The organism is Chryseobacterium antibioticum (assembly GCF_012927325.1).
In the GTDB taxonomy this organism is placed as follows: Bacteria; Bacteroidota; Bacteroidia; order Flavobacteriales; family Weeksellaceae; genus Chryseobacterium; species Chryseobacterium antibioticum.
Genome location: NZ_JABBGI010000008.1, coordinates 48,295 through 60,652 on the forward strand (window position 1 = coordinate 48,295; position 12,358 = coordinate 60,652).

Here is a 12,358-nt window from a genome sequence, read left to right on the forward strand (position 1 = left end):
TTTGCAGTAGGGCTACTGCAAATTGTTATAATATATTTAATGTTCAATTAAATTATTTCCTTACAAAACTTGCAACATCCTCCTCGGAAACAGAATTTCCGCCAAGAATAATTAATCTTTCCACCACGTTTCTCAGTTCTCTGATATTTCCAGTCCATGAAAGAACTTTAAGCGCGTCAATCGCTTTATCATCAAATTTTTTCACGGCAGTACCATGTTCATCGGCAATCATACCGGAAAAATGATCTACTAATAATTTGATATCTTCTTTTCTGTCATCCAATGGCGGAACATAGATTTCAATCACAGAAAGCCTGTGGTAAAGGTCTTCCCTGAACTTTCCTTCTTCAATTTCCTTCTGCATGTTTTTATTCGTTGCTGCAATCACTCTTACATCAACTTTTATTTCTTTATCGCTTCCCACAGGAGAAACTTTGCTTTCCTGCAATGCTCTCAAGACTTTAGCCTGGGCAATAAGGCTCATATCTCCGATCTCATCCAAAAAGATAGTACCTCCGTTGGCTTGCTCAAATTTCCCTTGCTTATCCTTAATAGCTCCTGTAAAAGAACCCTTTACGTGTCCGAAAAGCTCAGATTCAATAAGCTCAGATGGAATAGCCGCACAGTTGACTTCAATCATTGGACCTCTTGCACGCTCACTTTGGTTGTGAATCGCGTGGGCTACCAATTCTTTTCCTGCGCCGTTCGGTCCTGTAATCAGAACTCTGGCATCAGAAACCGCTACTTTTTCGATCATATCCTGGATTTTTTTCAAAGCAGGAGAATCACCGATCATCTGGTATTTTTTGTTGACCTTTCTCTTTAAGGTCTTATTTTCAGTTTGAAGATTTTTATTTTCCTTTTTAAGACTTTCTTTCGCTAAAGCATTTTTTACACTTGTGATCAGCCTGTTGATGTCGATAGGTTTGGAAATAAAGTCATATGCACCTTCCCTTAAACAGGAAACAGCAGAATCAATATCCGCGTGACCTGAGATCATGATAAATGTGCTTTCAGGTTTCAACATGATACTTTGCTTTAAAAGCTCTGTTCCTGAAAGTTTAGGCATCTTGATATCAGAGATCACCAATGCGAAATCTTCTTTTTCTATCTGTTTGTAGCCTTCAAGGCCATCTTCAGCGATAACAAATTCGTATTCGGTAAGTTCATCAGAAAGGATACTGTGTAATACTCCCGAGATTGCTTTTTCGTCTTCTACAATAAGGATTTTTTGCATAGTTGCAAATTTAGATTTTTTGATTCAATTATTAGCAAAAACCATACCTAAATATACTATTTTGAGTAATCTCTTCTGCCAAAAATAGCAGATCCAACCCTCACAGAATTGGCACCACATTCAATGGCAGCAGGGAAATCATCACTCATTCCCATAGATAAAGTTTTAAGAGTTTTTAATTGATTTAATTCATCAAAAAGTCCTTTTAAAACTAAAAATTCTCTTTTTACCTGTTCTTCATCATCAGTAAAAGTAGCCATTCCCATTAATCCGGTTATCTCAACATTGGAAAGTTTTCCGTCAATATATTTTTGAAACAAGGCTTTCGCCTCATCGATCTCAAGTCCGAATTTTGTTTCCTCTGCTGCTATTTTTACCTGAAGCAGTACTTTAATGATTCTGTTGTTTTTACCCGCTTCTTTACTGATTTCGGCCAGAAGTTTTTCAGAGTCTACACTTTGGATCGTATCAATGAATGGGGCAATATATTTAACCTTATTCGTCTGTAAATGTCCGATCAGGTGCCATTCTATATCTTTAGGCAGGAGAGGATATTTCTCCATAAGCTCCTGAACTTTGTTTTCACCAAAGACTTTCTGTCCCAGATTATAAACCTGCTGAACCGCCTCAACCGGATGCGTTTTTGAAACTGCCACAAGCTGAACTCCCAATGGAAGCTGGTTTTTTATCGCTGTATAATTTTCTTTAATATCCATGAATGCAAATTTCTGAATTTTAAAAGCAAAAAACTAATGAATCTGTAAAATAGTTGCTGACTGTTGCCCTTTGCTGGTTTGCCCGTTACTTGTTGTCAGTTTAGCGCTAATGTAATTTATCCCATGTATCATTAAATTGTTACATTGCTACACTGATACATTGTTACATTAATTAAGAATATCATTAATCTTCGGATACTGAGAAATTTTTCTGAACACAAATTTGTTGCTTTTCTGAAGCTTTTCGATAAACATATCCAGCTCGTTGATAGAATCTGCATCTCTCAGGTACTGATCATGCGTAAGAAAAACAAGGTGTCTGGATGTTTTTTCAAGATCATTCAGGAAGATGCTGTCTACTTTTTTGATCATGGCTTCGTGGCTGCCTTTCAGGGTCATTTTTTGGGAAGGTCTCCACTCAAGATCCCATCCGATGACTTTGTAACCCGCTTTTTGAAGACCATTGGCCGCGTTTGTAGAGCTTTTAATATCGGTCACATTAATATTGTTTAGCCTCCAGATATTTCTACCCGGAGTTCTTGCTATTTTATCATGAAGCTTAAGACTGTCTTTGGCGATATCAAAATCACGAACTACTGCATCAGCACTTTTGTAGAAATCTGTGTATTTGTTGTGGGCGTGGGTAAAACTGTGATTGGCCAGTTCGATCAATGGATTGCTTTTTAAAAGTTCCAGGTCATCTTTCTGTCTCTTGCTTCCATAGGCGTGTTTTCCTACCAGAAATGCCGTGGCGCACACGTTTCTTTTATTTAAAATTTTAAGAAGATTTTCCGTACCCTGGTTAGGGCCATCGTCAAAAGTAAGATAGATAATTCTTTTATCGGTTTCTACGCTCTCATCATCTATTTTGGGGACCATTTGTGTGGTGGGATGTTCCTGTGAGGTTATTTTTTCAAATTCTTTCACATCGGTTTTGCCATTACAGCTGTTGAATACAATTGAGGCCGCACTCATCAATGCAGTCATCCCAAGAAAAGTCATGTTTCCTGACTTTCCCCCAAATTTTTTTTTCATAAAGATAATGGAGATTTAAATAGTTAAAAATCGTTAAAATATTGCTGAAATGTTAACAAATTACATGCCATGATCTGTTAAATTTCTACTTTTTAATTTTATTTTAAGAACTTTATTTTAAAGCAAATTTTGAATAAAAAAGCAGGTCGGTAGATTATGTTTTTGAATTCTTTTGTTTTAACATTTATAAATGTTAATTCCATTTATTTTATCTATTTGTATTGAGGTTTTCTTATTCTTCCTATATTCGGGAATTATTTATCTGATGAATTTTAAATATTTATTTATTCTTCTGGCTACGGCCAATTTATCTGCTCAGAAGATTTCCGGAACCATTTTTTCTGAAAAACATCAACCTATTGCAGATGCCAGGATTGGAATCGAAAATGAAGATATCGGAAGTATTACGAATGAAGAAGGAAAGTATGTTGTTGATCTTACAGGTATAGATAGAAATAGAATATTGAAGGTCTATGTAAATGGATACGAGCCTTTTTACGTGAAGATTTCAGATTTTGAAGCATTACAGAAATATGATATTTCGCTTAATAAAAAAATATTCGAAATTGAAAATGTGAATATTACCCCAAAGAAATATATCCAGAAGAACTTTGGAACCAGAAATTCAAAAAGAGGGTATTGTGGATATGATTCTGAAGATCCGAAGAAAATATTCAGGGAATACGCAATTAAGATTAAAAACAGGAGAAAATTAAAGGTAAAAAAGATCAATCTTAATCTTTCCTTTTTCGCGATTGAGAAGCCTGTTACTCTGATTTTTGATATTCAGCAATCTGCAGGCGATTTTCCGGGAAAATCGGTTGTGAGTGAAACCCTGAAACTTACGATAGCAAAAGAAGATATCCGGGATAATACGATCTCTCTTGATGTGAATGATAAAAGTATCTGGCTGAATGGGGATTTCTTTGTTTCCGTGCGGGTTTCTGAAGATTTTAGAGGGAAGCTTTTTTTAGGAGGAAATATTTTTGCGTTTTCTAAAAATACCTATTACAGAAATTATTTTGGAGAATGGAAAAAGTTCTCGGCAGGAGAACCTTCTATTAATGTGGATGTTTTAATAGAGAAATAAATACTTACTCTAAAATTTTCTTGAGATACAGTGCATTTTTAATCGCAGCAGTTCCCCAGGTATTATTTAAAAATATAAATGCTTTTCTTTCGGAATGTTTGATTTTATCTGCGAGAGTATCTATAAACTCCGAGCTGTACTCCGATTTGTAAAGAACTAGCTTTCCGTGGAGCCTATAGTACAAAATATCAGCATGATTGATGATCATATCCTCAGGAAGATTTCCCGGAAAGCTTACTCCAGAAAACACAATATTATTTTCTTTTAAAAGACTGAAAATTTCCTCTGTCCACCAGGATTCATGACGAAATTCAATGACGTTTGGATAATTAAAATCGAAACTGGCCAAAATCAGATCTATATTTTCCTGGGATTTTTTGAAAGATGGCGGAAACTGATACAGAAACCCGGCAAGCTTTTCTTTTAAGTGAGTCTCAATATGCGCACAAAATTCTGAAACGTCTTCTTTAGATTCTTTCATACGTTTTTCATGGGAAATGGCTTTCGGAATTTTGATGAAGAATTTAAAATCATCGGGCGTTTCATCATGCCATTTCAAAAGTGTTTTGGCGGTAGGTTTTCTGTAAAAGGTAGAATTGATCTCTACCGTATTGAAAACCTGAGAATATAAGGTAAGAAAGTCTTTACTTTGGGCGTTTTCAGGATATAGCGACCCTTTCCAGTCGTTATTATAAAATCCCGAGCATCCAATGTAAAGACTTTCTTTTTTCATGATTTTTATTTTATATCTGCATCCAGATCTACCGAGTTTAAACGCAATGAATTCAGAATGACAGAGAGTGAACTGACGCTCATTGCTGCTGCTGCAATCATGGGTGATAATAATATTCCAAAGAAAGGATACAATAATCCTGCCGCTACCGGAATCCCCAGCACATTATAGATAAATGCAAAAAACAGGTTTTCTTTGATATTCTTAAGGAGCTTTTCACTCAGTAATTTAGCTTTAGCTACCCCTAAAATATCGCCTTTCAATAAAGTAATTTCGGCACTTTCCATGGCCACATCAGTTCCGGTTCCCATTGCAATTCCTACATTAGACTGGGCTAGAGCAGGGGAGTCATTGATTCCGTCTCCGGTCATCGCTACGATCTTTCCTTGTTGCTGAAGTTTTTTCACCTCATTCAATTTATCTTCCGGAAGACAGCCTGCTTTATAATGTTTGATTCCCAATTCGTCAGCAACCGCTTTAGCGGTATGTTCATTGTCTCCGGTCATCATGATGACATCAATTCCTTCACTCATCAGACGCTGAACCGCTTTTTTGGAAGTATCTTTAATTTTATCTGTAAAACTGATGAAGCCTAATACCGTTTTATCCTGCGCAACATAAGAGATCGTATGTGCCTTTGACTGTATTTCAATAGCTTTTTCTTTTAATTCCTTTGGAATGGATAGGTTGCTGGAGATCAGAAGACTTTCATTTCCCAGATACACCGTTTTTCCACTGATATTTCCCTGAACTCCTTTTCCTGAAATATTTTCAAACTGATCCACTTTTTCAGGGATTAAATTTTCTTCTTTTGCTCTTTTGATCACCGCATTAGAGAGCGGATGTTCCGAGTTTTGGTTAAGGGAAAAAGCAAGCTTTAAAATTTCGTTTTTATCTCCGTTTCCTGAAGTTTCAATATATTCTACGGACGGTTTCCCTTCTGTTAAAGTTCCTGTTTTGTCAGTGATCAGGACATTCACTTTATGCATTTGTTCCAGCGCTTCTGCATTTTTGATCAGGATGCCGCTTTTGGCCCCTTTCCCGATTCCTACCATCAGGGACATCGGTGTGGCTAAGCCTAGTGCACAGGGACAGGCAACAATTAACACCGCAACTGCATTCACAAAAGCAAATAAACTTCTCTTTCCTTCCGGTCCGAAAAACTGCCATAAAACGAAGGTAAGAACAGCAATCAGGATCACTATCGGAACAAAAACTTTGGAAACCTTGTCTGTCAGTTTTTGTATGGGAGCTCTGCTTCGGCTGGCTTCATTCACCATTTTAATGATTTGCGAAAGAAGAGTTTCATCACCTACTTTTTCAGCTTTCATGATGAAAACTTTATTCCCGTTGATCGTTCCTGAAGAAACCCGGTCATCGATACTTTTCTCTACTGGTACAGGTTCTCCTGTGATCATACTTTCGTCAACCAGAGAGGTTCCTTCTGTGATCTTTCCGTCAACAGGGATTTTTTCACCCGGTTTTACTTTCAGCAGATCTCCGATTTTCACCTGGGAAAGCAATACTCTTTTTTCTTCACCATTCACAATAAGATTGGCTTCATCAGGAGAAAGATTCATCAGTTCCTTGATGGCATTTCCTGTTTTTTTATGAGCAGCAGCTTCCATCAACTGTCCTAAGATCACAAGTGTCAAAATCACACAGACCGCCTCAAAATAGAGTGGAATCTCGTGATTATGTCCCCTGATTTCATGAGGAATGATATCCGGAAAAGTCAGTGCAACAATACTGAAGATAAATGCTGCTGCAACGCCTAAAGCAATCAGACTGAACATATTTAAATTCCATGTTTTGAACGAAACCCAGCCTCTTTTTAGTAGGAACCACCCGGAATAAAACATTACCGGAAGGGTAAGTGCAAGTTCAATAAATCCCTGTATTTGATGAGAAAAGGGAAAATTGATAAACATTCCGCCCATCGAAAGAATAAACACAGGAATGGTGAAGGCAAGGGAAATAAAGAATTTCTTTTTTAAAATGTTATACGTTTCATCCTCTTCATCATCGCCGTTGTCGGGCATTCTTACAAGGTCCATTCCACATATCGGGCAGTCTCCGGGCTCATTACGAATGATCTCAGGGTGTATGGGACAGGTATATTTCGCCATTTTCTTTTCAGGATATTTTACCAGGTCCATTCCGCATACAGGACATCCTACGTTGGAGTCATAGGTTTTATCTCCCTCGCAGTACATCGGGCAGTAGTATTTTCCGGCCATATCATCGGTTACTTTTGGGGCTTCATGATGATGGCTGTGGTCGTGATTGTGGGAATGGGTATGCTGATGACTGTGAGAAGCAGCATTTTTTGCAAGATCTTCCGTGATTTCCTCCAAATGCATGTGGCAAACCGGGCAGTCACCTTTTTCGTCATAGACTTTATCCCCTTCACAGGACATCGGACAATAGTATTTTCCAATGCTGTCTTTAAAGTTTTGTGGAAGATGGGAAGAAGAGTAGGTGGGCTTATGATTGGGATCTTTAGCATGTTTTTCTTCGATGGGTACGAGGTACATATTGCAGTCCGGACATCTTTCGCCCTGTTTGAAATAAACTTTGTCTCCTTCGCACTCCATCGGACAATAATAAACTGAAGAGGGAGAAACTCTATCCTGAGGCTTTACAAATGCAGTGTCAGGTTTTTTAGGGTCTTCCAGTTTGTATTTTTCTTCTAAAACATTATTTAAAACTGAAAGTTCGATTTCTTGATCGGAAGTGATGGTTGCGGTATGGGTTTCTAAATTGACATCGGCCGTAACTCCTTCAACGCTGTTGAGCTTTTCAGAAATTTTTTTCTGACATCCGGAGCAGGTCATTCCGAGTATATTGTATTGTCTTTGCATGATCCTTGAATTTATAGTACAAATGTCCAAAATGAATGGCTAAGACTGTTATAAATTTAAGGATAATAGTTATAGAATTTTGCTGTGACTGGGTTTGAGAGTTTTAGAGTTGAAGTGTGGAAGGGGTTTAGGGTGAGAGAATTTATATAAGATGAAGGGTTTAAGAGTGGAGACTTTTGATGTTTTATATTGTAGTAACCGAGCTGTATAGTTTAAAACACGTGTACTCTAATACTCTCCAACTCAAAAACTATCTAATGTTTTCCTTTGATGATCATTCAGTTTTTTGAATTCTGTAGGCGTAAACCCGGTAATATTCCGGAATTGGGAAGAAAGGTGCTGAACGCTTTTGTAGCCAAGCTTTCCAGCGATTTCGGTAAGGGTGAATTCATTATAAAGAAGCAGCTCTTTTACTTTTTCAATTTTGTGAAGGATAAAAAACTGTTCCAGTGTAATATTTTCGTTCTGAGAAAAGGTTTTGGAAAGAGAACTGTAGTCTTTGTGGATCTTTGAACTTAAAAATTCAGAAAGAAGAAAGTTTTCATCAATGTCCAGTTCGCTGATCTTCATAATGATCATATTTTTAATCTTATCAACAAGCTGATGAGCAGAATCCATAATCCTTTCAAAGCCTGTTTCAAGAAGACTTTTTTCTACGGCCAACATTTTTTCGGCCGGAATATCAGTTCCGGTTGCTACTTCTCCCAACGTGATAGAGTGGATGGCTACATCTGCATCAGCGAATATTTTTTCCACTGCGGAAATGCAACGGTTGCACACCATGTTTTTGATAAAGATTTTCATGGTTGATTCAGTCTGTCTTTTACAAATTCGATCTGTGTTTTTCCGTGTGGGGCAGGGTTTCCTTCATTGTCCAGATTCACCATCACAATTTTGTCTACGGTGATAATGGTCTGGTGGGTCATCTTGTTTCGTACATTGCATTTCAATGTAATAGATGACGAACCGAACTGTGATGCTTCAATACCTATTTCTATAATATCTCCCTGTTTGGCTGAGCTTACAAAATTGATCTCTGAAATGAATTTCGTCACCACTTTTGTGTTTTCCAACTGAATGATGGCGTAAAGGGCTGCCTCCTCATCGATCCACTGCAAAAGTCTTCCTCCGAAAAGAGAATGGTTAGGATTTAGATCTTCGGGCTTTACCCATTTTCTGGTATGGTAGTTCATGTTTTAATAATTTACTTCACAAATTTAGTGTTAAAAACCGGGTTTATCAAAGAAAGAGTATTTACTGATCTGAAGAAAATGATTCATTTTCTCAATCATATTTTCTTGGATCGCATGGCTTTTACTTTTTTTATCGTGTCATCACTTAAAAACTTTTGATATTCTTTACTGTCGGCGGGGAAAATAGCCACTTTTCCTTCTTCATTATGATGGATCCCAAATCCATAGCGTTTGGCCAAAGGGGAGGATCGGAGGCAAGGCTGTCCTTTGGAGAAAAACCGGATTCTTTCCTGTTCCTTTTCACGATCTGAAATATCATTTTTTATCGCATAACATTCAAACACGATCTCATCGGAAGAATATCGGTAGGGATTTTTTATGATCTGCTCATACTGGAGACTGGCCAGTGTTTTTATTTTCTTTTCTGGCGGTGTCTCAGCATGGGAAACAGGGCAGTCATCTGCAATCTCAATAAAGGTGTTGATGTAATTTGTGGTGTGCTTCATATGTATTATGTTAAGAATATTGAGTATTTAAATATAAAAACCGAATAGACCATATCTTCAATTCATATTATTCCCGGAATTCCAGAATGTCTCCGGGTTGGCAGTCCAGGGCTTTGCATATAGCATCAAGTGTACTGAAGCGAATCGCTTTTGCTTTGCCCGTTTTTAGGTTGGATATATTAGACAAGGTCAAATTTATTCTCTCAGAGAGCTCGTTCAGGGACATTTTTCTCCTGGCCATCATGACATCAAGGTTTATTATAATAGGCATAGTGGTATATTTATCGTTGTAATGCCTTTCTAAAGGCTTAATTGGATCGTTTTCTTTATTTGTTAACTAACTTTAACTTTGCGCAAATTTCAATAAAAATTTTGTTATTAACAAAATTTATTTGTTGTTTAACAATGAAAATAAGGTGTTGATTCGGGACACTACCGCAAATACTTTAAAAAAAGCTTTGATTTAAAATTTTAAATTGTATCTTGCATACGTTTATATTTGGAATCAATATTTGTTCATTAATTTATGTTGCTTTTCTTTTATATACCAAATTTTTATTAATTTTTAATTTTTATTTAAAATGAACATTTTTGTTTCAAACATCAATTACGCAACTAAAGAGTATGAGTTGCACGATCTATTCGCAGAATTTGGTGATGTATCATCAGCTAAAATCGTTACAGACAGAGAAACTGGCCGTTCAAGAGGTTTCGGTTTTGTAGAAATGGGAGATGAAGAAGGAAAGCAAGCTATCGAAGCTCTTAATCAGAAAGAATTTAACGGAAAAGAGTTAAACGTATCTGAAGCTAAGCCAAGAGAAGAAAAGCCAAGAAGAAGCTTTGACAACAACAGAGGAGGTGGTTACGGAGGAAACAACAATAGAGGCGGCGGTAGCGGCTACGGAGGTGGAAACAGCCGTGGTGGTAACGGTGGCGGAAATCGTTGGTAAAAATATAAGGCGGCTTTTTTAGCCGCTTTTTTTATACATTATTTTGTCTCTTTTTAAAATATGTTGTTTTTACAGCCTATTTTAAAAAGAGACTTTTTTATTAATAGTATTCAGAGTAGTTTGTTTAAACATCTAGGAAGTGGATGTACAGGTATTTTTGTCTTTCCAGCTTTTCTCTAAAGGATCAGGGAAGGGATGTTAAAAAGAATATTTTAATAAGTGGTGGAAAGAGCCTTTGATTTATTTCTCTTTGATTAGCAGAACTGCATTATCATAGACGATATTGGATTGTTTACTATAGGGTGCCCTGTCTCTTGAAATGTTTGAAAAAACTATTTTGATATGGTATTTTCCCAGGTCACTTTCCATAGAGATCTCTTTCAATTGTACGGTTTGTGTGGTGCCTGTGTTGTTTTTGAACAGTTTATTCATTGCTGAACTAAAATCTACTGCTTCTTTTGAATTAAGGATAACTTTTATGGTCCCTTTATTATTGATTTCCGTCTGGTTGTCTATCTGGAATGTATCTCCATTAATAGTTCTTAACTCCTGATCATAACTGTTGAAATTAATTAAGTATTCGTACCCTTTAATTGAGGTTACCTTCGTTTGGGATTCTAATATCAGATGTTCATAATCAGATTCGTGTGAAGTCTTACTGAGATGGGTAAAGCCATTTCTAAGAGTATTATTAATCATTGAAGAACGGGGCTGCTCGAAGTTTTCTGCTAAAAGGTCATGGGTTTTACCGTCAACAAGATTCAGTAAAAAATCTTTTTGTTTTCTTTCAGCTAGGAATTCAAATTTATTGGCGATTTCATCAACTAAAGTATCAGATATTTTCTTTTGAAAATCTATTTTGTTGTTTAAGAGAAGTTTATTCTTGTCCAGGAGCGTTATCAATTGATTTTGCTGACTTCTTTTCGCCACACTGAATGCATTTAAATAAGGAAAGATTAACGAGAAAACTCCAAAAGCAAATAAGCTTATCGGAATGAATTTAATACTTGCTTTTTTATTCAATACAAAATAAATGACCACAGCCAGCAACCACAAAGCTAATAGTAAAACGAAGTATCTGGGTTCTGTATAACCATACTCTAAGATCCTCGTAAATATAGCTGTGAACAACAGGACAATTAAAGGGATTATAGTATAGTAAAACAGTTTTGAAAATATTTTGACCCATGATTTTGCCTTTTCTTCTTTAAGCGGATATACAAGAAGCAAGGCAAGGATTCCCACAATGCTGTATGCGAGTACCAGATAGGAAACCCAACCTCTGGGAAGTTCCCAGTTAATGACTATTTTAAATGAATAAATATAAAGGATCACCAAATAAATGAAAAGCAGCGGGATGAGTACAAACTGGGTGAAAAACTTTAATATTACCGGATAGGCACCCTCTTTTTCAAGATAGTTCAGACCTGTCTCATTGAACAGGAGAAAGATAAAACTGCTTCCGAAAATGGCTAAGACATAAAATATATCAGCGTACAGCTCATCACCAAAGTTAAAATCAAATAACTTATCAACGGCCAGAATCGCAAGCTCTACACCACCGGTAAGTACGCCGGTGAACACGGCAGTCAGAAAGATGTTGATGAAAAGATTTTTATTGTACTGCCAGAAATTGAGTTGTTTATCCTTTTCCAAAAAGGCAGCAAAAGAAACCAGTAAGTGGGACAGCAGAAGAGTAATGGCAATGATGAAGCCATGGACCTCGGTGAAATCTTTTTCTTTTGCAGGTAAGATGAAATAAAAGCCAATCAGGAATGCTGTTCCCAATATTTCCAGGATTAATCTTTTTCCAATCCTTTGCGAAAGGATTTTTAAAGCAAACATCAAAGAAATTCCGAGGCAGCAGCAAATTGTAAATTTAGCATGGATGAATAAAAAGTCATGGTCATATTTACTATCCAATATACGGATAGCTCCGATAGAGGAGAGTAGTCCCATTAATAAAACCATCGGATAGCGAAGGATGACATCCTGCGCTTTTCCGGCTATTTCCTGGAATTTTGTTTTCATGAC

The 12,358-nt window shown here is 36.8% G+C and carries 12 protein-coding genes; 2 read left to right on the plus strand and 10 right to left on the minus strand.

The window, feature by feature from the left end; genetic code table 11:
• Window positions 1-52: 52 nt before the first annotated feature.
• The 3 genes from HHL23_RS07680 to HHL23_RS07690 all read right to left on the minus strand — a co-directional run bounded on the left by HHL23_RS07680 (window position 53) and on the right by HHL23_RS07690 (window position 2,988).
• Window positions 53-1,237, minus strand: coding sequence for a sigma-54-dependent transcriptional regulator (locus HHL23_RS07680; RefSeq protein ID WP_169234227.1), 1,185 nt, complete (start codon window positions 1,235-1,237; stop codon window positions 53-55).
• 56 nt (window positions 1,238-1,293) lie between these two features.
• A complete protein-coding gene (locus HHL23_RS07685) occupies window positions 1,294-1,953 on the minus strand; it encodes a YggS family pyridoxal phosphate-dependent enzyme (protein WP_169234228.1) in 660 nt (219 codons plus the stop codon).
• Between the two features lie 168 nt (window positions 1,954-2,121).
• On the minus strand, window positions 2,122-2,988 hold the full coding sequence (locus HHL23_RS07690; protein ID WP_169234229.1) for a polysaccharide deacetylase family protein: 867 nt from the start codon (window positions 2,986-2,988) through the stop codon (window positions 2,122-2,124).
• Between the two features lie 190 nt (window positions 2,989-3,178).
• Here HHL23_RS07690 and HHL23_RS07695 point away from each other — a divergent pair, with 190 nt between their 5' ends.
• The gene (locus tag HHL23_RS07695) at window positions 3,179-4,078 is read left to right on the plus strand and encodes a carboxypeptidase-like regulatory domain-containing protein (protein ID WP_169234230.1); all 900 of its coding nucleotides are present in this window, start codon (window positions 3,179-3,181) and stop codon (window positions 4,076-4,078) included.
• A gap of 4 nt (window positions 4,079-4,082) precedes the next feature.
• On the opposite strand, the gene HHL23_RS07700 is transcribed toward HHL23_RS07695, so the two are convergent.
• The 6 genes from HHL23_RS07700 to HHL23_RS07725 form a co-directional block, all read right to left on the minus strand.
• On the minus strand, window positions 4,083-4,811 hold the full coding sequence (locus HHL23_RS07700; protein WP_169234231.1) for a DUF72 domain-containing protein: 729 nt from the start codon (window positions 4,809-4,811) through the stop codon (window positions 4,083-4,085).
• Between the two features lie 5 nt (window positions 4,812-4,816).
• Complete coding sequence (locus HHL23_RS07705) at window positions 4,817-7,675, minus strand: heavy metal translocating P-type ATPase (protein ID WP_169234232.1); 2,859 nt, start codon at window positions 7,673-7,675, stop codon at window positions 4,817-4,819.
• Window positions 7,676-7,918: 243 nt separating this feature from the next.
• Window positions 7,919-8,479, minus strand: a complete 561-nt coding sequence (locus tag HHL23_RS07710) for a helix-turn-helix domain-containing protein (RefSeq protein WP_169234233.1) — start codon at window positions 8,477-8,479, stop codon at window positions 7,919-7,921.
• Entirely contained in the window at window positions 8,476-8,868 is a 393-nt protein-coding gene (locus HHL23_RS07715; protein WP_169234234.1) for an acyl-CoA thioesterase, read from the minus strand. The genes HHL23_RS07710 and HHL23_RS07715 overlap by 4 nt, the downstream gene beginning before the upstream one ends.
• 95 nt (window positions 8,869-8,963) lie before the next feature.
• Window positions 8,964-9,374, minus strand: a complete 411-nt coding sequence (locus tag HHL23_RS07720; RefSeq protein ID WP_169234235.1) for a DUF6157 family protein — start codon at window positions 9,372-9,374, stop codon at window positions 8,964-8,966.
• 67 nt (window positions 9,375-9,441) lie between these two features.
• Entirely contained in the window at window positions 9,442-9,645 is a 204-nt protein-coding gene (locus HHL23_RS07725) for a helix-turn-helix domain-containing protein (RefSeq protein ID WP_047453408.1), read from the minus strand.
• 310 nt (window positions 9,646-9,955) lie between these two features.
• Between HHL23_RS07725 and HHL23_RS07730 the strand changes: the two genes are divergently transcribed.
• Complete coding sequence (locus tag HHL23_RS07730; RefSeq protein ID WP_076510160.1) at window positions 9,956-10,324, plus strand: RNA recognition motif domain-containing protein; 369 nt, start codon at window positions 9,956-9,958, stop codon at window positions 10,322-10,324.
• A 240-nt stretch (window positions 10,325-10,564) separates the two neighbouring features.
• Here HHL23_RS07730 and HHL23_RS07735 read toward each other — a convergent pair whose 3' ends face one another.
• Window positions 10,565-12,355, minus strand: coding sequence for a DUF4153 domain-containing protein (locus HHL23_RS07735; RefSeq protein WP_169234236.1), 1,791 nt, complete (start codon window positions 12,353-12,355; stop codon window positions 10,565-10,567).
• Window positions 12,356-12,358 lie beyond the last annotated feature (3 nt).